We start from the raw sequence: 22112 nt of genomic DNA, 5'->3' as shown, positions 1-22112 counted from the left end.
CCGGGGGCCGTTTCACTGCGGGGAACTCAGGTGCACATCAGCCACGAGCACTTGCCGGACTGACACTCGCGGCCGGAGGAGCACAGGGAGCCCTTGGCGCGCTTGTTCACGCACTTGCCGTCGTTGGTGCCCCAGCCGCAGAACTGGTTCGAGGCGCAGTGCGAGTCCGCGGAGCAGGTGCAGACGCCCGGGATGTCGCCGCAGTCGTCCCACGCACTGCACTGGTTGGACTTGCACTCCTGGTCGAAGCGGCACGTCTCCGACACCAGCTTGGTGCTGGGGGCGTAGGCCTTGCCGCAAATCTTCGGATACGACGCCTCACGGGTGGCCTTGGCGACGTAGGGGTCGACACCGCCGGTGTCGATGTCGTTGGCCGCGTCCGCCATGCCGGTGCGGGTGCCGTTGGCGCGCTCCCACATCCGGATGAAGTTCTCCGAGGAGCCCTCCAGGCCCGTGGTGTTGACGCCCAGCTGCTTCAGGTCCTTCACCACGTCCGGCAACAGGCCCACGTGGGCCAGGCCGTACACGTCGAAGTCGGTGCCCAGCGGCGGCGGGCCGGAGACGCGCTGCTGCTCCTCCTGCGCGTCCGCCTCCGCGCGGAAGCCCGCGGAGCACGCGCCGAAGTCACCGAAGCGCGGGCGCGTCTGCTGGATGAAGCCGTTCAGGTCCGCGCCGAAGCCCATGTTGACCTTGAGGCCCTGGCGGCCGAACTCGTACGCCTGCGCGAGCGAGCGCGTGGAGCCCTGGCAGTTGTTGGCCACCGGCGTGCGGTTGTAGTTGCGCGTCTCGTCGTGCGCGGTGCGCAGTCCGAACATGCCGCCCGTCTGGCGCACGTAGCGGACCACCCACGACGGCGTCGTCTTCTCGTTGGCGGCCAGGTCCGGGTTCATCACCTCGCGGAAGTGGCCGTGGGAGATGTACAGCGGGTAGTACGTCCGGCCCTGGGACAGAGCATAGGCGTCCTGCACGCTCTTCTCGGACATGTGGGCCATGTCGATGAGCATCCCCTTGTTCATCATCTCCTGGACCAGCGCCTTGCCGTCCGCGGTCAGGCCCTTGGTGTTCTTGCAGTTGGCGTCCACGTCGAAGCCCAACGTGAAGCCGTTGCCGGTGAGGCCGCAGTCCGTGTCGATGTGACAGTTCTCCAGGAACTGGGCCACCTGGAAGATGGCGTTGTGCGGGGCCGCGCCACCAAAGCGGTTGTCCAGCTGGTGCACGGGCTGCAGTGAGCGCACGCCCAGCGAATAGACGCGGTTCAACTCCGCGCGCCAGTCCTTGGTGCCGAAGAGCTTGCTGGACTCGATGGAGAGGACCATGGCGAGCTTGCCCTGCGAGATGATCTGCCGGGCGTGCGCGGGCGACAGCGCAATCTCCGCCCAGTCCGTGCGCGCGTCGAAGTCGCGGGCCATCTGGAGCTGGACGTCCACGTCCATCATCTCGTCACAGGGCCGCTTGAGGTTCTGGTACGGCAGCGCCTTGCAGAGGAACTCGTTGCTGACGAGCGACACCATGACCAGGGACATGCCGCCCTGGCGGGCCTTGTTCAGCCAGCCCTCCCACGCCTGCTGGTGCGCGATGGTGTCCCAGCGCGGCCACTGGGTGGGCGTCTCCATGCGGCCCAGGTGCAGGCCGGTGTCGCCCTCGGTGCCCTCCACCTGGCCGATGACCTCCGACGCCACCGCGCCGCCCACGCCGAAGACGTCGGACAGGATGGGGATGCCGCCCAGGTTCACGCTGCCGGAGTTGGGGCAGAGATTGAGCATGTCCCGCAGGTCCATGCGGACGCGCGCGTGGTCGCTCTCCGGCATGCCGCCGTCACAGCTCGCCAGCGTGCCGGTGTGACCGCCGTGGAACCACCCGCCGCCGAAGGCTTCTTCCGCGAACATGTGGTGGTGCATCTCCGCGAAGCCGCTCACCGCGAGCGGCTGGGCCACCTCCGCGGGCGCTTCCACGGGAGCGGGCGGCTCGTCGGTGACCGGCCCGCAGGCCAGCGCGAGCGACGTGGCCGCGAGCAGCGGTGAAAACAGAAATCTTGAGACAATTCGGGAGCGACGCGACATGCGATGCACCTTTCCGGGGTGGAGGGGCACCGGGCGTATCAGTACCTGTTCCAGCTAATCAAATCTCACGGCCTAAGCTCGGTGACGCATGACATTGACGCGCTGCGCGGCACGGCGGGTTGTCACCTGCTCGCGCCGTGGCCATGTGTGCTTCATGGCAGCCACCGACACGCTTCCAGACCATTCGTTGCCGGAGTTGCTGAAGCGCGTGGGCTTCCTGCGGCGGCGGCGGGGGTTCGGCTCGGCCACCCAGTTGCTCTGGAACAGGGTGGAGAGCGACGACTCGCTCCTCGCGCTGTGCCGGATCCGCACGGACCTCACCGACGAGGACCAGGCCATCCTGAAGCAATGCCAGGAGAGGCTGGACACTGCCCGGTGGTGCCTGGACAAGCCCACGGGGCGCTGGTCCTTCTCCTTCTGGGAGCTCATCCATGACGTGGACGGGCTGCTGCTGCTCGTGATGCCGCAGCACATGCTGGTGCCGCGGGCGCTGGAGATCCAGCAGCAGTTCGCGCGCCGGGTCACGGACTCGCGGGCCCTCCTCTGGCTCGGCACGGACAAGGAGATCGGTCCCTTGCCCCAGTGCGTCCATAGGCTCACCCGGGTGGACGGCCCTGCGAGCGGCGCCAGCACGGCCCCGCTCCTGGACGCGGAGCAGTCCCGCTACTGCCGCAGCGTGCTTCGCGGGGCGCTCGACATGGTCAATCAGCAGGTGGACAAGACGTTCTGGCAGCTCTCCATCAATGTCTTGATCCAGGTCCTGAGCACGCTGCTGCTGCTGGCGGTCTTCGGCACCTCGTTCGTGATCCTGTCGCGGACGCTCGTCACGGACTGGCCGCGGAGTCTGGTGCCCTGGGGTCTGCTACTGGTGGGCTTCGCTGGGGCCTCCGGGGCCATCGCCTCCAACATGATGGCGAAGGAGCGCTTCGTCGTCGCCACGGGGGCGACAAGCCGCTTCTTCGCCTACCACCTGCTGGTGAAGCCCGTCATCGGCGCGTTCGCGGCACTGGTGCTCCTCTTCCTGGAGCAATCCAGCATGCTGCTGTCCGTGGAGACGCGAAACGGGCCAGCGGGAGCCGTCGATGGTTCCGGCATCCTCCACATCGTCGTGAGCGACGGTCAGGCGGCGTTCTTCACGATGATGGCGCTGGCGGTCGTCGCGGGCTGGTCCGCGGACAAGCTCCTGAGCTCCGTCATGGACAAGGTGCTGCGCCGGCTCCTCGGTCAGTCGGAGAAGGTGCTGCCTCCGTCCAGCCCCGCGGGCGCGCCGCCGCCTCCCCCGCTGGCGCCGGCGGCGCGGTGATGCTCAAGCCGGGGCCTCATGGCGACTCACGGCCCTCCGGGTGAAGCGGGCCAATGCGTCCAGCAGGTCGTCCGCCATGTGCAGGGCGCCGGGCCTCCACGGCACGGTGAAGCGCGCGTCCATGCTCGTCTGGCGGATGTTGGACAGCCACTCGTGCACCTCCCGCTCGGAGTAGCCCGCGCTGCGCGCCGCCTCGTGCAGCAGGGAATATTCGCGCAGCAGGAAGGTGGAGAACGTGACCGGGTCGTCCGCGCCCAGGGCGATGGGGACGGGGGGCGGCGCGCCCTCCTCGGCGGACGGAGGATTGAGCCGGAGGATGGGGTGGTTGCGCAGGTCCAGCAGGTTACCGATGAGCAGGTTGCTGGACGGATTCACCTCCACCACGGTCCCTCGCGCCCCCACGAGCCGGCGCATCGCGGCCTGCACCGACCGGAGCGTGGCGACCTCCGAGGAATCCAGCGGGATGTCCACCAGCTGCTGCCCTCGCTGGAACACGCGCTCGTCCTCCCGGTAGGCCACGAGGACGCGCCGGACGTGCGCGCCGTTGAGCACCCGGCTCCAGTTGAGCCGGCGGAAGGCCCGGCTGAAGGCATCCAGTCCCACGCCTCCCTCGTCGCGCGCCAGCGGCGGACACCAGAGGTTGTGCAGCACGTGGTGCGCTTCGGCCAGCACGTGCGGCGCGACGCACCTGCCGAAGACGGCCTCGGACAGCTCGCGCAGGAGGTTCTCCACCCGCAGCGGCCGTCCGGGTGGGGCCTCCGCGGACAGCGCCGGGGGCAGCCGGTAGTCGCTGTACAACCGCCACTCGAAGACCAGGTCCCACAGCCGGTCCTCGGCCGGCATCATCACCGCGCCCACGGACTCAGCCCACGCTCCGGGCTCCACCCCCAGCGCGGTGGCGTGGCCCAGCCGTCCTCCCGTGCGGTCCAGGAGGTAGTGCACGCTTTCGAAGATTCGGCGCAGGCCCTCCATGAGGTGCCGGTAGTCCTCGCCCACGTGCGACGTCAGCCGGAGCGGCGGAGCGCGCCGCGACTCCCGCTTCGCCGCGGCGCGCGCGGCCCCCCACCGGATGTAGCGGTACAGCGGCGCCAGCACCCACGTGGGCACGCTCAGCTCGTCCGACGCCACGTCCAATCCCCGCACCAGCCAGAGCGACAGCGGCACCGCCCGCAGCAGGTCCACCAGGGCCTCCACCTGCACGGATTGCGCGGCGAAGTAGTCCGAATAGCGTCCGCCCAACTGCACCCGCCGCTCGGGCACCGGCTCCGCGTACGTGCCCATGCCGTGGGCGGGCGGCTGCCCCTTCGCCCAGTGCTGGCTCGGGTCCCGGTCCTTGATGAGGTGCATCACCACGCCGAACTCCGGCGACCGCCCATCCGCGACGCGCTCTCCCGTCCGGCTCAGCACGCCCCGCCATGATTGGGTGAGGGACGTCAGCTCCTCCGCGATGCGGATGGGGTCGTCCGAGGGGCTCGTGCGCACCTCCAGCGCGGCGATGGGCTGATCCCCACCCGCCACCGCGTAGGACACCTCCGCGCGCACGGCGCTCAAGGGCCCCTTCATGGCGCGTGGACGGCCATAGAAGCGGATGAACCACTGGAGCCCCGCGGTCAGGGGCCGCTGCACGTAGGCGCGGTAGCTGACGCACCGCACGCGCTGGACCTGCCAGAAGAGGCGCTCGAAGTGCACGTCCTGGATGCCCGCGTGCTCCAGGGCCGCCAGGTGCTTCAGGCCCGAGCGCACCAGCCAGCGCTCGCCTCCATTGGGCGTGTCCAGCCGCAGCCGGAGCGCGAGCGGATCACACCGCCGCCACACCTCGTCGAGCGTGGCGGGGGGGTCGCTCACGTTGTAGGCCGCCAGCGGATGCAGATCCTCATAGAGGCCGCGCAGCTCATCCAGGGCGGGAAGGACTTCCCGGCGGCCCCGCGAGAGCGCCTCCAACGTCCGCGCGAGCACGCGCCGCCGCTGAGGCAGCCAGGCCCGGGACTCCGAGAGGCCGCGCACGAAGTCCAGGAGCGGAGGCGTCTCGCGGCGCAGCAGGACCTCCGCCAGGACACAGCGGGTCACCGCGGCCGCCAGCAGCCAGCGCAGCATCCGCTCCCCGTCCTCGAAGGGCAGCCCCGGCCCCGTCAGCGATCTCGGGTCCAGACCCGGAGCGCCCACGGCGGACAGCAGCGAAGCCCACAGCAGCGGGAAGTCCATGCCCGCGCCGACGTGGTGGTGGACCTCCGCCACGCCGCGATCCAGCAGGTGCCTCACCAGCAGGGGCGGCTCGATGTCCACGCGCGTGGGAGGCGGCTCCACCGGCACGGCCGCCAGCAGCAGGTCCTCCGGCATCGCGAAGGTGAGCCAGCGGTAGTGCGTCAGCGCCTCCACCGCCTCCGCGCCCGTGCCCTGGAAGATGACCGTGACGCCGGGCCGCCGCTCCAGGTGCGTGTCCGCCAGGTTCCGCAGGTAGTGGAACATGGACACACCCTGGCGTGGGGCCTGCCGGTGGCTGACGTGTCCTCGCGAGGGGAACCAGAACGCGTCGCGCACGGCGATGATCCGATCCAGCGACCAGCCGCTGGCGTGCTCCGACAGGCCCTTCTCGCACTCGCGCCAGAGCGCCCAGGTGGGTTCGCCGTCTTCCGAGTCCAGTGACGGCACCAGCTCCGTCACCGCCGAGCGGAAGGCCTGGAGGCTCGTCAGCGGAAAGCTGGCGACCTCCGCGCGCACGTACGCCTCCGGGACGCGGCGTGGGGCCAGACTGCCGGGAGGTGGGCGCGAGCCGTCGCGGTTCACGAGTGCAGTTGGGTGCGGGAGGCTTCCAGCCCCGGCACCACCTCCACCAGCGGATCCCCCTTGTGGTCCACCACGGCGAACCAGGCTTTCACCACGGTGTCGAGCCAGTCCTGATACGTGGCCGACGCGGGCCCGCCGTCCTCGCCGAGCGCGATCCGGAGCGACTCGGCCGTGCTGGAGAAATGCACCGCTTCGCGCACCCGCTGCCGCCGGAGGGCCTTCAGCCGGGGCGCCTGGGCGCGCCAGTCCTTCATCAGGGCATCCCAGCCAGAGTCCGCACCCGAGGATCCAGGCGGCGAGGGCAGCAGGTCCCGCGCATCAGGGGCAAGCGCGAACTCCGGTAGCACCTGGAGGGGGAGCGTGTTGCGCAGCCAGACCTGCGCTGCCCACGCCCGGCCATACACCTCGTTATGGGTGACGAGTTGCTCCACCAAATGGCGCACCCGCGTTTCGTATTGCGGGACCTTGGCCAGCCTCAGTTCTGGCGTCAGCACGGACGAGACGCCGTCGTCACCTCCCCAGTCCCACTGGCCCAGCTGCTTGTCGGCCACGGAGCAGATGTTCTCCACCCACGCCGCCTGGATGAGACGGGCTCGTAGGTTGGCGTCGTGGGGGTCATTGAGGAACTCAAGGGGGAGCTGCACGAGGAACGCGCGCCACCGGGCGGTGAGGATGGCGAACTCGATGAAGGTGCTCCACGAAGGAGGCGTCCACCAGGAATCCACCTGGACGAACGGCGTCCCGTGCGCGTGCTCCGCCCAGAGCTCGTGCACGGTCACGACCATCTCCGGGCTCATATCGAAGGGCGTCACGTTCGCGCTCAGCACGCGGGGCTGCTCGAACAGCATCAGCACGTCATGCAGGATCATGAACCAGCCCGCGACGTTCGCGGGCATCTGCGCTTCGCGGCCGGAGCCCGCAAGATCCTTCAGCACCAGCACCACCTCATGGAAGCGGCGCAGGTGGATCTCCGTGCTCAGTATCTGGTCGTGCAATTCCGGTCCGTTTCCATCCAGGCCGCTGGGGTTGCTCCGCAGGACGCCATGGAGGCTGGTGCGCTTGAGGCGGCGGATGGGCTTCCCGGTCAGGTCCAGGACGACGCGTCCCTGGTCGTCATGCCGGAGCATGCGGTGGAGCAACTGCTCGCTCGCCCAGGCTGGCAGGTCGCTCTCGTCGATGGCGTTGCGGAGCATCTCCTTGGCGATCCGGACCGCGGACCCGCCTTGCTCCTGAGCGCTGAAGCCAGGGGCGGGTGAGCTGGGTCCATGGACTTCACGCCGGACCGCATGCCAGAGGTCCTGCAGGGTCCGCGCAGGCAGCCTGAGGGCGTTCCTGCCAGCGTGGGTGAGGATTGGGTTGTCCTTGGTCTCGCTGGATTCTTGCGCCTGCTGGCCGTTATCGGCGGCGAGGGCGTCCCGGTAGCACTCCGCCACGTTGCCCTTGAGCTGGTCCTTTAGATCGAAGAGGGCGTCGAAGGAGTTCAGCAGCCGCTCCTCGCTCCGCGGACTTCCTGGCAACTTGATGTGACCCAGGAGCTGGCCCAGTGATTCGTTCTTCCCGCCATCCACGGTGAAGCGCCAGGCCTCGTAGGGGTCCACCGGTCTCAGCGAGATGCGGTAGCTGGGTGGCAGCGCCCGGCGCAGCGTGGTCGCGGCCTGCCGCCGGGCGATGGCGAGCGTCTCCTCCTGATCGTTCGCGCCAATGCCGGCCTGTCCGGAGACGATGAACTCCTTCTGGAAGGAGCGCTCCATGAAGCGCTGGAACTCCTGGTGGCCCGCGGCCAGCACGAACCAGAGGTGGCGGCTGGCCACCATGCGGGTGAGCTTCACGATGTTGTAGAGGTGCTCGATGCTTCGGTCGACGTTGTCGATGGGCAGCACGAGCAGCACCTGGTCACCACCGGACGGGCCGAAGCGCGGCATGGCCAGCGTGCGCGCCACGTCCTCCATGGCTTCCGCGAAGCGCGGCTGGAAGTCGGCGTAGATCTCCGACGCGCGGATCTGCTGCTCCGCGCGCACGCGAGCATCGGTGGTGGATGGGATGTCCTCCCACATGAACGACGCGTCACGGATGAGGTGATCCAGCTTCCCCCACGTCTCCTCCGCGCCCTCTTCCAGGATGGAGGAGGACCATCGCGCGGACCTACCGTGCGCGCCCTTCAAGTGCCGCTGATCGTCCAGTGCGGCGCGCACGCGGACCAGCAGCGTGGCCAGCAGGTTGGCATTGGGCGAAACGGGCTCCAGGTCGAGCGGCTCCAGCCAGTGGATGCGCCGCTCCAGCCGTTCGAGCATCCTCGACAGCTCGGTCCCCTTGGGCTCGTTGCCCGGCTCACCAACGAAGCTCTTCCAGTCCGTCAGGGCCTGCACGGCGCTGAGCAGGAGGGTCGTCTTCCCGGAGCCACGGTCACCGGAGATGAGGAGGCTGGTGGAGAGGTGCTCGTTGTCGCGATCCGCGGCCCGCGCGCTGTTCTCGCAAGCGGCCTCCAGCCAGGAGAAGAGCTCCCCCAGGCCCTGACGGGTGGAGGTCAGCAACTGCGCCCACTCGAAGGCCCGGGCCTCCGGAAGGGGGGTGGGCAGGTACTGCGGGCCCGCGTCCGAGGCGCTGTCCGGTGTCGTTGCCATGGCCTCGGAGGATGGACGGGGGACACCGCCGTGCGAATCACCCTGGAGTCAGGCGGGATGTCGCGCGCCCTACTCCGTCGGGTCGAAGCGTTGCGCCAGGACCTCCGCGAGACCGGCGCCGCAATGGCGCTGGGTCTCCCGGAGGAAGCGGCGGATGGAGTGTGCCGAAACAGACCGGGGACCGCCCTCCAGCGCGGAGCCCAGCTCGTCCCGGGTCAGGTGCACGGGAGCCGCATCCGCATCCAGGGTGTCCAACGGAGTGTCGCGTTGCGCGCACCGCAGGTAGGTCTCCGTGACCGCGGCCTCCAGGTCCGAGCCCGAGAAGAAGCGCTGGTTCCTCCGGTTCGCCAGGAACAGCGGAGCCAGGAGGTCGTTCAGCTCGGCATCGCTGGGGACGAAGACCTTCTGTCCGCCGCGTCCCAGCCGCATCAGGTAGTAGGAGACGATCTCGACCGCCTCCGCGAGGTCCGGAGGCGGAACGGGGACGTAGCGCCCGAAGCGGCCGCTGCGGATGACCGCTTCGTCGAGCGCGCCCAGGAAGTTGGTCGTGCCCACGATGATCCGGCGCAGCCGGCCCGCGCGATCCAGCTGGACGAGGAGCTCGTTCACATCCGCCTTCTCGTCGCTGTGCATCTGCCCGTTGCGCCGCGAACGCGCCACCGCGTCCAGTTCGTCGAGCACGAGCATCCGCTTCTCCTGTTCCACGACCCAGTCGAACTGTTCGCGGATCATCAGGGCTCCCCAGCCAACGTAGGGCCCCCGCAGGTCCGACGGAGAGAGCAGGCGCACCTCCTGTTCGAGCTCTCCCGCGATGGCGCGGGCCAAGAGCGACTTGCCGCATCCCGGAGGCCCGAAGAAGAGGATGCCCGAGGCCCGCGAGACATTGCGCAGCAGCGCGCCCCGGCGCTCCGGCCAGATGATGTCGCGCTGGATGCGCTGCTTGACGGCGGTGTAGCCCGCCACGTCCGCAAGCCCTGGCAGCCGGTCCACGTCCCGTTCCACCGGCTCGATGGTGGACTCACGCCGGGCCTCTTGTGGATCCTTCACCTCCGAGGCGTTCTCCGTCAGCGGCCGCGCTTCGAGCCGCGCGAAGGCCGTCCCCGCCGCGGGGATCAGGACCGCGCCTTCCTCCCCCAGGTGGTGGGCGATGTCCGCCAGGAAGGGGCCCGCCCAGAGCAGGGACTCGCCAGGCACGACGAGCGAGAAGGACTCTCCCGCCTTGCGCCGCGAGAAGATCTTCCGGTGATAGAAGGTCTCCATCGGCCCGCTCCCCATCAGGGTCTCGACCTCGAAGCTCCCCAGGCCCTCCACATGAAGGTCGGTCCGGGTTACCTCCTGCGTGGTGCCGTCGTCGTCCGGGACCTCCTCGCGGCGGTGTTCGAATTCGAGCTCCGCATCGGGATCGCGCAGCCCCACCCACTGCGCCAGGCGCGCCTTCAGTGACAGCGCCGTGGCGCTTTCGTTGCTGCCCTTGAACCGGGAGAACGGAGCGCGCTTGAGCGTTTCGCCCCAGGAGTTCATCGCCTGCGCGGCGCCGTGAGCACAGGCCTCGCGGCTCCACAGCACCAGCTTCAACGGCGACAGCTCCGCCACGCCGTCATCCGTGGCCTTCTCGGGTTTGCCGCCGACCATCAGCAGGAGCCGCGACACGGGCGTTCCCTCGCTGGAGATCGCCGTGGCATCGAACTCGAAGACGGGCCCCGGCCAGGTGGAGAGCAGCCGCTGATGCTCCACGGGAGCGTCCGCATCGCGCCGGAGCGCGACGAGGTTGAGCCCAGCATCGGCTCCCGCGTCGCCAGCAGCCACGCGATGACGTGACAGCCGTGGGAAATGGCACCAGCGAGGGCGCTGTTGGGGGCGGGGCCCGGAGCGTTGCACTGACGCGGCAGGCAGTCCTCGACGCTACGGACGAGGTGAAGAGCTCCCTGCGCAGCGTCCAAGCCGCGTTCTCCAAGCTGGCGGCCCGTCATCCAGACCCCTGGGGCTGGAGCCTCACCGGCGTGTTCACGCGCTACCTCGACCAGGGATCACGGCAGGTGACGTGGCTTCATGGCGCGCTGGGGAGCGCCACCGCGGTGACAAAGGCAGCCTCGCAAGTTGGCGACGCGGACATGGAGTTGGGCCTGCTGCGCATGACGGGACCGAAGCTCCAGGCGGCTCAGTTCGGGACCCTCCTCTTGGCCACCTGGGTGGACTTCCTGTACCTCGCGGACGCCGTGCTCCGAAACTGCCCCATGTGCAGCGCCGAGAAGCTCTTCACGGACCTGCATCGCATTCAGGGACTGATGGAGCCCGCGCTCACGGACCTCGCCTCACTGGACCCCGACCGGGTGGAGGCGGCGACGACCGCGATGCCCGAGTTGATGGGAAAGCTGACGCGTGAGTTCGACACGCTCCAGCGGGAAACCCGCGCGACCATGAAGCTTGGCGGGCAGGTCATCGCGGCGATGCAGGCGGTTGAAATGGTCACGATGATGCGGAGGCTCGTGCAGGCGGGCGTCATCTCCATTCCCGCCGTCAGTGCGGCCGTCCTGATTCAAGGCGGACAGGTCATGATGGCCCAGGCGCATCAGGACCTGCCCAAGGGCGTGCGCGAAGCGCTGGGGGACAGCCCCGAGGTGCGCGGCATGCACGAAACCGGCAGAGCGGGGGCGGGCATGTCGGACGGCCCGAAGCACCACGTGCTGCCGCAAGAGCACCGCGAGTGGTTTGAACAGCGCGGCTTCAAGGGCGACATGGACATCGACCAGTTCTGCGTCCAGTTGGAGCAGGCCCACCACGAGGCGATTCACGGTGGGGGGAACTGGAAGCTGGGGCGCACGTGGCCCGATGAATGGAATCAGATGCTCATGCGCTCTCTGCGCGAAGCCGAGACTACGGCCGGCCGGACGTTGACGAGAGACGCGATACTGAAGCTCGTCGCCAAAGAGATGAAGCGCTATAGCATCCCCGCGAATTTCACCTCTTGGAGCGGGCGATGACCGACGGGCCTTCCTGGCGTGGCAATTGGCCAGCGCGGCTGTATGAGCGGGTCCGCGAATTGGGTTACAGCTCATTGACCGCGTTCGCGGAGTCTCGCCCCACTGCTTCATTGGTTGAGTTGGCCGAGGTGCTGGGCCAGGGAGACATCGCAGGGGTGCAGGTGTTCAGAGGGCTGGTCGAGGAGGCAGAACGGGCCCATCAGGTCACGCGGTTGGTGCGCAGTCAGTTCGTCCGAGAGCTGTCCGAGGGGCTTCCCCAAGGCTGGCCTCCCGTGCTGGACGACGAAACCCGGATGGACGTCGCCTTGGTGCTCGGGTCCTGGTTTGGCTTCACGCCTGTCACGCATCAGGCACGTGTCAGGCAGGCCAACGCGGAACTTTTCGCCCATCCGCCGCCCGCTGGCTGGCGCCCGCTCGGTCCCGACGACGAGCTTCTCCGCACGCTCTTGCCGGACGAGGAAGCCTGATCTCCGCGGCGGCCCCGCCAGCCAACCAGCGAGGTCGTCTTCCCGGAGCCACGGTCACCGGAGATGAGGAGGCTGGTGGAGAGGTGCTCGTTGTCGCGACCCGCGGTCCGCGCGCTGTTCTCGCAAGCGGCCTCCAGCCAGGAGAAGAGCTCCCCCAGGCCCTGGCGGGTGGAGGTCAGCAGCTGCGCCCACTCGAAGGCCCGGGCCTCCGGAAGGGGGGTGGGCTGGTAGTGCGGGCCCGCGTCCGGGGCGCTGTCCGGTGTCGTTGCCATGGCCTCGGAGGATGGACGGGGGACACCGCCGTGCGAATCACCCTGGAGTGAGGAGGGATGTCACGCCGAGGAAGCAGCGCGGGCGCGAAGTCCGAAGCGCGCGGCGTGCGCACGTTGCGGGAGGAGGCGGCGCATGAAGCCAGGGCAGCACACACCCGAAATCGAATCCTTCTATCACCTCGGGCCTGGCCCCCTGGGGACGCATGCCTGTCAGGGCACCGCCTGCTTCGTCGCGCGCCACCTGGATGCCGCGCGCTGGCGTCAGGCCACCTCGGGTGACACCCGCGTCTACTGCCTGGGCCAGTGCTACCGGGCGCCCTCCGTCACGGGTGAGGATGCTCGCCCTGAAGTGCACGTCAGGGCTCCCCAGGCCATCACGCTGGGGCGCGTCGCCAGCGGCGGAGCCCGCGCCCTGACAGAGGCCACCCGCCAGGGCGCCTACGCGGCCCTGGAGCAGGCGCTGTCCTCGCCCCCCGAGGCCCTCATCGCGCAGGTGGAACGGTCCGGGCTGCGCGGCCGGGGAGGCGCGGGCTTCCCCACCGGACGCAAGCTGCGCGCGGTGGCCGCCGCTCCCAGCGCGGAGAAGGTCGTCGTGGCCAACGCGGACGAGGGTGACGCCGGGGCCTATATCGACCGCTTCCTGATGGAGGACGACCCCCACGCCGTGCTGGAGGGCCTGTTGCTGGCGGCGTACGCGGTGGGCGCACGCCGGGGCGTCATCTACGTGCGCAAGGAGTATCCGCTCGCGGCGTGCGTGCTGCACGTGGCCCTGCACGAGGCCCACCGTGAGGGCGTGCTGGGTCCACACATCCTGGGCAGCGCGTTCTCCTGCGAGGTCTCCATCGAGGTGGGCCGCGGCAGCTACCTGTGTGGCGAGGAGACCGCGCTGCTCAACGCCCTGGAGGGACGCCGGCCCTTCGTGCGCGCCCGGCCCCCCTACCCCGCCCAGGCGGGCCTGTTCGGCCAGCCCACGCTGGTGCAGAACGTGGAGACGCTCGCCAACCTCCCGTGGATCTCACGCCATGGCGGCGAGGCGTACGCGGCGCTGGGAATCCCGGGCAGCCGAGGCACGAAGGTGCTGTCGCTCAACTCGCTCTTCCACCGCCCGGGGCTCTACGAAGTGGAGCTGGGCACGCCGGTGCGCACCGTGGTGGAGGAGCTGGGAGGCGGGCTGCGCACCGGTCCGCTGAAGGGCGTCCTCATTGGAGGGCCGCTGGCGGGCATCCTCCCTCCGCACCTGCTGGACACCCCGCTCGGCTTCGAGGAACTCCAGGCCGCGGGGGCATCCGTGGGGCACGGCGGCGTGGTGGCCTTCGACGCGCGCACGTCCATCGCCGCGCTGGTGCACCACGTCTTCTCCTTCGGCGCGTACGAGTCGTGCGGAAGGTGCACGCCCTGCCGCCTGGGAGCGCGGCACGTCGAGCGGCTCTTCGCGCGCGTGCTGGACGCCGGCACCGTCCCCCGTGCCGGCGCGGCGGACTGGGAGGAGGTCGCCGAGGCGCTGCGCCTCACCAGCCTGTGTGGACACGGCACCGGGCTGGGGGAGTTCGCCCGGAGCGTGCTGCGCCACTACCGGGAGGAGGTGGAGGCATGCTTCGCGTGATCATCGACGGGCAGCCTCGCGAGTGCACACCCGGCACCGTGTTGGAGGCGCTGGAGTCCCTGGGCATCTCCATCCCCGCGCTGTGCGACGACACACGCCTGACGCCGGTGGGCGCGTGCCGCACGTGCATCGTGGAGGTGGAGGGCTGCGAGCGTCTGGTGACCGCCTGCACCACGCCGCTGGCGGAGGGCATGGTGGTCCGCACGCGCAGTCCCCAGGTGGAGGCGCAACGGAAGGTGCTGCTGCGACTGCTGGCCTCCCAGTACCCGGCCGAAGCGGTGGCGCGCCATCCGGACAAGCCCTTCCACCGCGCGCTGCGCGAGTACGGTCTTGCGGACGAGGCGCGCGGCACGCACCGGCCGGAGTCGCTGGACGACTCGCACCCGTACATCCACGTGGACATGTCCCAGTGCATCCAGTGCTACCGCTGCGTGCGCATCTGCGACGACGTGCAGGGACAGTTCGTCTGGCGGGTGTGGGACCGGGGCGCCGCGACGCGCATCCTCCCGGACGGGCCGGACCTGAAGCAGAGCTCGTGCGTCTCCTGCGGGGCATGCGTGGACAGCTGCCCCACCGGCGCGCTGGAGGACCGCACGCTGCTGGACCGGGGCTGGCCGGAAGCGTGGACGCGGACCACCTGCTCCTACTGCGGCGTGGGCTGCGAGATGGACGTGGGCACGCGTGAGGGCCGCATCGTCACCGTGCGGCCCTCACGCGAGGGCCCGTCCAACCGGGGCCACCTGTGCTCCAAGGGGCGCTACGCCTTCGACTTCGTGACGGCGCCGGACCGCGTCACCGCGCCGCTGCTGCGCGAGGCGGGCGGCTGGCGGCGGGCCTCCTGGGACGAGGCGCTGGGCTTCATCGCGGAGCGCCTGCGCCGCCTGCGGGACGCGCACGGCCCGGACTCGGTGGGCATGCTGGGCTCCGCGCGGGCCACCAACGAAGAGAACTACCTGGCGCAGAAGCTGGCCCGCGTGGTGCTGGGGACGAACAACGTGGACTGCTGCGCCCGCGTGTGCCACGCGCCCAGCGCCGCCGGGCTGAAGCGGATGCTGGGCACGGGCGCCTCCACCAACTCCTTCGAGGACGTGGAGCACGCACGCACCCTGCTGGTGGCGGGCAGCAACGCCACCGAGTGCCACCCCGTCGTCGGCGCCCGCATCAAGCAGGCGGTGCTCCGGGGCACGAAGCTCATCGTCATCGACTCGCGGCGCACGGAGCTGGCGCGCTACGCGGACGTGCACCTGCGGCCCCGGCCCGGCACGGACGTGCCGCTGCTCAACGCGCTGGCCCAGGTCATCGTGACCGAGGACCTGTGCGCCCCGGACTTCCTGCGCGAGCGCGTGGACGCCGTGGAGGACTTCCAGGCCTTCATCCGCGACTGGACACCCGAGCGCGCCGCGCGGCTGTGCGAGGTGGACGCGGAGGACCTCCGGAAGGCCGCGCGCCTCTACGCCACGCACGGCCCGTCCATGATGGTGCACGGGCTGGGCATGACGGAGCACGTGCAGGGCACCGAGACCGTCATGGCGCTGGTGAACCTGGCGCTCCTGACGGGCAACCTCGGCGGGCCGGGCATGGGCGTCAACCCCCTGCGCGGGCAGAACAACGTGCAGGGCGCGGCGCACATGGGCTGCGAGCCGGGGCAGCTCACCGGCTACGTCCCCCTGGAGGAGCACCGCGCCCGCTTCGAGGCCGCCTGGGGCTCACCCCTGCCCAGAGCGCCGGGGCTGGACCTGATGCGGATGATGGAGGCGGCGCGCGGCGGGCGGCTCAAGGCGCTGTGGGCCTTCGGCTACGACGTGCTGCTCACCAACCCGGGGGCGAACACCACGCGCGAGGCGCTGGAGCGGCTGGAGCTGCTGGTGGTGCAGGACATATTCCTCAACGAGACCGCGCGGGCCTTCGGCCACGTCTTCCTGCCCGCGTGCACCTCGTTCGAGAAGGACGGCACGTTCATGAACGGCGAGCGGCGCGTGCAGCGGGTGCGCGCGTCGCTGCCCCCCGCGGGGGAGTCCCTGCCGGACTGGGAGATCCTCTGCCGCGCGGCTCGTGCGCTGGGACACCCCGAAGGCTTCGCCTTCACCTCTCCGGAAGGAATCTGGGACGAGGTGCGGCGCGTGTGGACCGTGGGCGCCGGCCTGTCGTACGCGCGCCTGGAGCACGGCGGCCTCCAGTGGCCCTGCCCCGACGAGGCGCACCCGGGCACCCGGGTGCTGCACACCCACGGCTTTGCCCTGGGCCCGCGGGCGGCGCTGCGCCGCATTGGCTACACCCCGTCGCCGGAGGCGCGCTCGGAGGACTTCCCCTTCGTGTTGATGACGGGCCGGCGGCTGTATGCGTTCAACGCGGGGACCATGACGTCCCGCACGCCGAACGCACGGCTCCAACCCGGCGACTGGCTGGACATGGCCCCGGCGGACGCGGAGCAGCTGGGGCTCCAGGAGGGCGCGCGCGTGCGCGTTCGCAGCCGGCATGGCGAGGCGGTGCTGCCCATGCACCGCGCGGAAGGGCTGCGGCCCGGCGAGCTCTTCACCACCTTCCACACCGCGGAGACCCTCATCAACGCCGTCATCGGCCCGCATCAGGACCCGTATACCCATACGCCCGACTACAAGGTCACGGCCGTCCGGGTGGAGCACGTGGAGTAGCCGGGGCGCGGCGGCGAGCGGCGCCCTGCTCGTGGCACCCCGCCCTCCGCCTCCCTACCCTCATCCTCGAGGGCCCGGGGTCCTGGCCGGGAGGTGCCATGGCCGACGCACAATCCCAGACCGCGTTGAGCGCCCTGCGCATCGACCGCTCCGCCGCCCCCATGAAGCGCCGGCGCAGGCTGCGCTGGCTCATCCCCGTGGGGCTCCTGGTGGCGGTGCTCGTCCTGGTGGCGGCCGCGGTGGCACGCAGCGCGCCCACCGTGCGCGTGGCCGAGGTGCGCGAGCCGCTCCCCGGCGAGCAGCAGACGGAGCTGTCCGCCTCCGGCTACGTCGACTCGCGGCGCCGCTCGGTCATCGCGCCGCTCGTCGCGGGCCAGCTCGTGGAGGTCGCCGTGGAGGAAGGCGAGGCCGTGCGGCGGGGCCAGGTGCTTGCCCGGCTGGATGACCGGGATGCCCGCGTGGTGCTGGATCGGGCAGAGGCCGCGGTGCGGGCCTCCGAGGCACAGCTCGCCGCCTCCGAGGCCCAGGCCCTCAATGCGCAGCGCACCACGCAGCGCACGCGCAACCTCGCCAGGCAGGGCGTCATCCCCCGGGCCCAGCTCCTCGATGTGGAGACCGCGGGCCTCGCCACGCAGGAGTCCCTCAACCTGGCCCGGGCGCAGCTCGCCGTCGCCCGCCGTGCGAGCGAGGCGGCCCGCCTCCAGCTCTCGCACACCGTGGTGCGCGCGCCGTTCGACGGCACCGTGTCGAAGAAGCTCGCGAACGAGGGCGCGGTGCTCGCTCCGGCTGCCCTCACCGGCACCAACCTGGGCGGCATCGTGGAGCTGGTGGACCTCCACGCCCTGGAGGTCGAGGCCGAGGTCAGTGAGGAGCAGCTCTCGCGCATCCGCATTGGCCAGCCCACCCTCATCTTCCTGGACGCCCTGCCGGGGCGCGCCTTCCCCGGCCAGGCGGCCACGGTGCGCCCCGCCATCGACCGCTCCAAGGCCACCGCCACGGTGCTGGTGCGCTTCCAGTCCGTCCCCCAGGGCGCGCTGCCGGACATGGGCGCCAAGGTGTCCTTCCTCCGCCAGGCACTGCCTCCCGGGGAGCTGGCCGAGCATGGACAGCCTCAGCGAGTGCCCGCGAGCGCGGTGGTGCGCGACGCGAAGGGCGCCGCCGTATGGGTGGTGAAGGACGGACGGCTCACGCGCCAGCCGGTGCGCGTGGGCGAGCGCGTGGGGGACGAGGTGTCCCTGACGCAGGGGCCGGGCGCGGGCACGCAGGTGGTGGTGGCCCCGGACCCGAAGCGCCTTCACGACGGCCGGCGCGTGAAGGTGGAGGCGAAAGGCGGATGATCCAGGACGCGCCGCCCGCGGCTCCGGACCCCATGGTGCGCCTGAGGGGCGTGTCCAAGACGTACCGGCGCGGCACGGTGGAGGTGCCCGTGCTGGCCGCGGTGGACCTGACCATCGGCACCGGCGCCTTCGAGGCCTTCATGGGCCCGTCCGGCTCCGGCAAGTCCACGCTGCTCAACCTCGTCTCCGGGTTGGACCGGCCCACCAGCGGCCTCGTCGAGGTGGCCGGCCGCGACCTGGCGCGGATGAACGACCGGGAGCTGAGCGACTGGCGCGCCGCCCACGTGGGCTTCGTGTTCCAGCTCTACAACCTCATCCCGGTCCTCACGGCGGCGGAGAACGTGGAACTGCCCCTGCTGCTCACGCCGCTGACGCGCGGGGAGCGGCGCCGGCACGTGGCCGCCGCGCTGGAGCTGGTGGGGCTGGGCCACCGCGTGGGCCACCGCCCGCCTCAGATGTCCGGCGGCGAGCAGCAGCGTGTGGCCATTGCCCGCGCCATCGTCTCCGACCCGGACCTCATCATCGCGGACGAGCCCACGGGGGACCTGGACCGCAAGTCGGCGGAGGCCGTGTTGGATCTCTTCGGCGTGCTCCACCGGGACCTGCACAAGACGCTCGTCATGGTGACGCACGACCCGCATGCCGCCGAGCGCGCGGGCCGCGTGCACCACCTGGACAAGGGGGTGCTCCAGTGAACTACGTGGGACTGGCGGGCCGCGACCTGATGCGAAACCCGCTGCGGATGACGCTCACCGTGCTCGCGGGCGCGGTGGGCGTGACGGCCTTCATCTTCCTGAGCACCGTCGTCGACATGTTCTATTACAACGCGCGGGCCGCGCAGGTGGACCGGCTCATCGTCCGCAACAAGGTGTCCTTCACCCAGCCGCTGCCGCTGTCCTATTACGCGCGCATCGCCGCGCTGCCGGGCGTCACCTCCGTCACGCACCAGGAGTGGTTCGGCGGCACGCTGGGCGACACGCAGAAGGACTTCTTCGCCAACTTCGCCATCGACTCCCACACCTTCCTGGACGTCTTCCCCGAGTTCGTCGTCCCGCCCTCGCAGCTCGCCGCCTTCCGCGGGGACCCGTGTGGCGCGCTCGTGGGGGAGCAGCTGGCCCGGCGCTTCGGGTGGAAGGCGGGGGACCGGGTGACGCTCAAGGGGCAGCTCTACCCCGGCGACTGGACGTTCAACGTGCACGGCATCTACCGCGGCGCGCGCCCCGGGGTGGACACCACCGCGCTGGTGTTCGGCTACCGCTGCCTCAACGAGAGCGACCGGCTGACCGAGACCATGAAGGACAAGGTCGGCATCTACGCGGTGCGAGTGGACGACCCGGCGCGCTCGGCCGAGGTGGCGGCGGCCATCGACCACCTGTTCGACAACAGCCCCTACCCGACGAAGACGGAGAGCGAGAAGGCCTTCCAGCTGGGCTTCGTGGCCATGTCCTCGGCCATCGTCACCGCGGTGCGGGTGGTGTCCACCGTCATCCTGCTCATCATCCTGCTCGTCATCGGCAACACGCTGGCCATGGGCGTGCGCGAGCGCACCCGGGACATCGCCACCCTGCGCGCCCTGGGCTTCCGCCCGCGCACCGTGGTGGCGCTGGTGCTGGCCGAGTCCTCCGTCATCGGCCTGTGCTCGGCGGCGCTGGGCGTGACGGCCGCGCCGGTGCTGGTGAACGTCTTCGCGAAGCTCATCGCCTCGCGGTTCGGCCCGATGCCGGACCACCTCACGCGCTGGCACACGCTCTGGGTCTCCGCGCTCGCGGCGGTGGCGGTGTCCCTGCTGGCGGGCGTCTTGCCGGCCCTGCGCGCGGTGCGGCTGCCGGTGGCGGAAGGCCTGCGGAGGGTGGCCTGAGCGATGGTGCCGCTCTTCTACAACACCCGCAGCCTGTGGGCGCGCCGGCTGTCCACCGGCCTCACGGTGGTGGGGCTGGGGCTCGTCGTCTTTGTCTTCTCCGCGGTGCTGATGCTGGCCAACGGCATCGAGTCCGCGCTGGCCTCTGGCGGGGACGTGTCCAACGTCGTCGTGCTGCGCAAGGGGGCCACCAGCGAGCTGGTCAGCGGCGTGGAGCGGGACGCGGTGCGCATCCTCACCACGGATCCCCAGGTGGCTTCCGGACCGGACGGCCAGCCGCTGGTGGCCGGGGAGCGGGTGGTGCTGCTGACGCTGCCCAGCGGCCGCACGCAGGCGATGAACACGTCGGCGCGTGGCATCAGCGCGGAGAGCTTCGCGGCGCGGCCGGAGGTCCAGCTCGTCTCCGGGCGCAGGCCCCGGCCGGGCACCAACGAGGTGGTGCTGGGCCGCTCGCTCGTCGGGACCTCGCCGGAGGCCACGCTGGGAGGGGAGCTGAGGTTCGCCCGGCAGCGCTGGCCGGTGGTGGGCGTCTTCGCCGCCCGGGGCGGGGCCTTCGAGTCCGAGGTGTGGGCGGATGCCATGCGCCTGGGCACGGCCTTCGGGCGCGAGGACTACAGCTCCGCGGTGGTGCGGCTGCGCTCGCCCGCTGAGGTGGATGCCTTCGTGAAGCGCGTGGAGGCCAACCCGCGCTTCACGCTGGAGGCCCGGCCGGAGCCCGAGTACTGGGCGGACCAGGCCAGCGGGCTGGCCACCTTCATCCGCGTGCTAGGCCTCTTCGTGTCCTTCGTCTTCAGCGTGGGCGCGGTGCTGGGGGCGATGATCACCATGTACGCTCAGGTGGCGACGCGCGTCGCGGAGCTGGGGATGCTGCGCGCGGTGGGTTTCCGGCGGCGCAGTGTGCTGGCCAGCGTGGTGGTGGAGTCCGCCATGCTGGGCGCGGCCGGAGGCGTGCTGGGCGCGCTGGGGGCGCTGGCCACGCGGTGGATCCACATCCGCACGCTCAACTTCCAGACGTTCGCGGCGGTGAGCTTCGGCTTCTCCCCCACCCCCGCCATCCTGCTGGGCGCGCTGCTGTTCGGCACGGGGATGGGGCTCCTGGGCGGGCTGCTTCCCGCGCTGCGCGCCGCGCGACTGTCCATCCTGGACGCACTGCGCGCCTTCTGAAGGACCTGGAGCCCATGAACGCCTCCCCCCAGCCGCACGACGCGCACCACGGGCTCCCTGCCATGTGGGGCCGGGCGCTCCTGCTGGTACTGCTGCTCGCCGGCCTCGCGCTGCTCGCGTCCTCGGACGCGTTCCAGTCCCTCCTGCGCCGGGCTGTCGACGCGGTCGCGCCCGTCATCTCCACGCATCCCTTCTGGGGCGCGGTGCTCTTCGTCCTCCTCTCCGCCCTGTCCGCGATGCTGGCCTTCTTCTCCAGCGCGCTGCTGCTGCCGGTGGCGCTCCAGGCCTGGGGAAAGGCGGTCAGCGCGCTGCTGCTCTGGGTGGGCTGGATGCTGGGCGGCGCGTGCGCCTACGGCATTGCCCGAGCATGGGGCAGGCCCGTCATCCGCCGGCTCACCTCCGCCAGCCTGCTCGACCGTTACGAGGAGCGCATCTCGCGGCGCACGCCCTTTGGCGTGGTGCTCCTCTTCCAGCTCGCCGTCCCATCCGAAATCCCGGGCTACGTGCTCGGCCTCGCGCGCTATGGGCTGCGCCGCTATCTGGCCGTGCTCGCCCTGGCGGAACTCCCCTACGCGGTGGGCACCATCTACCTGGGCGCCAGCTTCCTGGAGCGGCGCACCCCCGTGCTGCTGGGACTGGGCGCGGCCGGCATCCTCGCCGGCCTGTGGGCCTTCCATCTGCTGCGCAAGCGCCTTGGCGCGCGGTCGCCAGCGGCCCGGAGGGGGGATGACGCCTCGTGACCTGCCACCGGCCGACAGCGGACCCCATCTTGTTTTGGAGGCCACGCGCACCGTTGGGAGAGCAAGCCATGCCCGTCTACGAGTACTTCTGCCGCAAATGTCAGGAGCCCTTCACCGAGATCATGACCATCAAGGAACACGACGAGCGGATGCCGAAGTGTCCGCGTGGCCACGAGTCGAAGGAGGTGGAGAAGCGCATCTCTTCCGTCCATGTCGTGACCGCCAAGAAGTGGCTCACCTACTGAGGCCCGCACGGGCCGGGTGACAGACC

The 22112-nt window shown here is 70.6% G+C and carries 15 protein-coding genes; 11 read left to right on the top strand and 4 right to left on the bottom strand.

What is annotated here, in order from left to right; all coding sequences use genetic code 11:
* Window positions 1-26 precede the first annotated feature (26 nt).
* A complete protein-coding gene (locus D7X30_RS34345) occupies window positions 27-2060 on the bottom strand; it encodes a membrane dipeptidase (RefSeq protein WP_120567193.1) in 2034 nt (677 codons plus the stop codon).
* A 154-nt stretch (window positions 2061-2214) separates the two neighbouring features.
* On the opposite strand from D7X30_RS34345, the gene D7X30_RS34340 reads away from it, so the two are divergent.
* Entirely contained in the window at window positions 2215-3363 is a 1149-nt protein-coding gene (locus D7X30_RS34340) for a hypothetical protein (RefSeq protein WP_147443392.1), read from the top strand.
* 3 nt (window positions 3364-3366) lie between these two features.
* On the opposite strand, the gene D7X30_RS34335 is transcribed toward D7X30_RS34340, so the two are convergent.
* From D7X30_RS34335 to D7X30_RS34325, 3 genes are all read right to left on the bottom strand, one after another.
* Entirely contained in the window at window positions 3367-6081 is a 2715-nt protein-coding gene (locus tag D7X30_RS34335; RefSeq protein WP_147443391.1) for a hypothetical protein, read from the bottom strand.
* Window positions 6082-6143: 62 nt separating this feature from the next.
* A complete protein-coding gene (locus D7X30_RS34330) occupies window positions 6144-8768 on the bottom strand; it encodes a hypothetical protein (protein WP_120567190.1) in 2625 nt (874 codons plus the stop codon).
* Between the two features lie 69 nt (window positions 8769-8837).
* Window positions 8838-10502, bottom strand: coding sequence for an ATP-binding protein (locus D7X30_RS34325; protein WP_120567189.1), 1665 nt, complete (start codon window positions 10500-10502; stop codon window positions 8838-8840).
* 266 nt (window positions 10503-10768) lie between these two features.
* Between D7X30_RS34325 and D7X30_RS34320 the strand changes: the two genes are divergently transcribed.
* From D7X30_RS34320 to D7X30_RS34275, 10 genes are all read left to right on the top strand, one after another.
* Window positions 10769-11749, top strand: a complete 981-nt coding sequence (locus D7X30_RS34320) for a DUF2380 domain-containing protein (RefSeq protein ID WP_233591964.1) — start codon at window positions 10769-10771, stop codon at window positions 11747-11749.
* Window positions 11746-12216 carry an NUDIX hydrolase gene (locus D7X30_RS34315; RefSeq protein WP_120567248.1) on the top strand — a complete coding sequence of 157 codons (471 nt, stop codon included), beginning with the start codon at window positions 11746-11748 and terminating at the stop codon, window positions 12214-12216. The genes D7X30_RS34320 and D7X30_RS34315 overlap by 4 nt, the downstream gene beginning before the upstream one ends.
* A 405-nt stretch (window positions 12217-12621) precedes the next feature.
* The gene (locus D7X30_RS34310) at window positions 12622-14091 is read left to right on the top strand and encodes an NADH-quinone oxidoreductase subunit F (RefSeq protein ID WP_120567188.1); all 1470 of its coding nucleotides are present in this window, start codon (window positions 12622-12624) and stop codon (window positions 14089-14091) included.
* A complete protein-coding gene (gene fdhF / locus D7X30_RS34305; protein ID WP_120567187.1) occupies window positions 14079-16742 on the top strand; it encodes a formate dehydrogenase subunit alpha in 2664 nt (887 codons plus the stop codon). The genes D7X30_RS34310 and fdhF overlap by 13 nt, the downstream gene beginning before the upstream one ends.
* 98 nt (window positions 16743-16840) lie before the next feature.
* Window positions 16841-18079: an efflux RND transporter periplasmic adaptor subunit gene (locus tag D7X30_RS34300; protein ID WP_120567186.1), complete on the top strand. Its 1239-nt coding sequence runs from the start codon at window positions 16841-16843 to the stop codon at window positions 18077-18079.
* Window positions 18076-18774: an ABC transporter ATP-binding protein gene (locus D7X30_RS34295; protein ID WP_120567185.1), complete on the top strand. Its 699-nt coding sequence runs from the start codon at window positions 18076-18078 to the stop codon at window positions 18772-18774. Before D7X30_RS34300 ends, D7X30_RS34295 begins: the two co-directional genes overlap by 4 nt.
* Window positions 18771-19937, top strand: coding sequence for an FtsX-like permease family protein (locus D7X30_RS34290; RefSeq protein WP_120567184.1), 1167 nt, complete (start codon window positions 18771-18773; stop codon window positions 19935-19937). The genes D7X30_RS34295 and D7X30_RS34290 overlap by 4 nt, the downstream gene beginning before the upstream one ends.
* A 3-nt stretch (window positions 19938-19940) precedes the next feature.
* Complete coding sequence (locus tag D7X30_RS34285) at window positions 19941-21101, top strand: FtsX-like permease family protein (RefSeq protein WP_120567183.1); 1161 nt, start codon at window positions 19941-19943, stop codon at window positions 21099-21101.
* Between the two features lie 14 nt (window positions 21102-21115).
* Complete coding sequence (locus D7X30_RS34280; protein WP_233591963.1) at window positions 21116-21841, top strand: TVP38/TMEM64 family protein; 726 nt, start codon at window positions 21116-21118, stop codon at window positions 21839-21841.
* Between the two features lie 68 nt (window positions 21842-21909).
* Window positions 21910-22086: an FmdB family zinc ribbon protein gene (locus D7X30_RS34275; protein WP_120567182.1), complete on the top strand. Its 177-nt coding sequence runs from the start codon at window positions 21910-21912 to the stop codon at window positions 22084-22086.
* Window positions 22087-22112 lie beyond the last annotated feature (26 nt).

The sequence above is a fragment of the Corallococcus sp. AB011P genome (assembly GCF_003611605.1).
Taxonomy (GTDB): domain Bacteria; phylum Myxococcota; class Myxococcia; order Myxococcales; family Myxococcaceae; genus Corallococcus; species Corallococcus coralloides.
This window is presented reverse-complemented; position numbering and strand designations above follow the sequence as displayed.

Excerpts from the sequence above, each read along its gene's own strand:
- D7X30_RS34345 (WP_120567193.1), bottom strand. The coding sequence starts at position 2,060 with ATGTCGCGTCGCTCCCGAATTGTCTCAAGATTTCTGTTTTCACCGCTG.
- D7X30_RS34315 (WP_120567248.1), top strand. The coding sequence starts at position 11,746 with ATGACCGACGGGCCTTCCTGGCGTGGCAATTGGCCAGCGCGGCTGTAT.
- D7X30_RS34330 (WP_120567190.1), bottom strand. The coding sequence starts at position 8,768 with ATGGCAACGACACCGGACAGCGCCTCGGACGCGGGCCCGCAGTACCTG.
- fdhF (WP_120567187.1), top strand. The coding sequence starts at position 14,079 with ATGCTTCGCGTGATCATCGACGGGCAGCCTCGCGAGTGCACACCCGGC.
- D7X30_RS34280 (WP_233591963.1), top strand. The coding sequence starts at position 21,116 with ATGAACGCCTCCCCCCAGCCGCACGACGCGCACCACGGGCTCCCTGCC.
- D7X30_RS34300 (WP_120567186.1), top strand. The coding sequence starts at position 16,841 with ATGGCCGACGCACAATCCCAGACCGCGTTGAGCGCCCTGCGCATCGAC.
- D7X30_RS34310 (WP_120567188.1), top strand. The coding sequence starts at position 12,622 with ATGAAGCCAGGGCAGCACACACCCGAAATCGAATCCTTCTATCACCTC.
- D7X30_RS34285 (WP_120567183.1), top strand. The coding sequence starts at position 19,941 with ATGGTGCCGCTCTTCTACAACACCCGCAGCCTGTGGGCGCGCCGGCTG.
- D7X30_RS34275 (WP_120567182.1), top strand. The coding sequence starts at position 21,910 with ATGCCCGTCTACGAGTACTTCTGCCGCAAATGTCAGGAGCCCTTCACC.
- D7X30_RS34295 (WP_120567185.1), top strand. The coding sequence starts at position 18,076 with ATGATCCAGGACGCGCCGCCCGCGGCTCCGGACCCCATGGTGCGCCTG.
- D7X30_RS34340 (WP_147443392.1), top strand. The coding sequence starts at position 2,215 with ATGGCAGCCACCGACACGCTTCCAGACCATTCGTTGCCGGAGTTGCTG.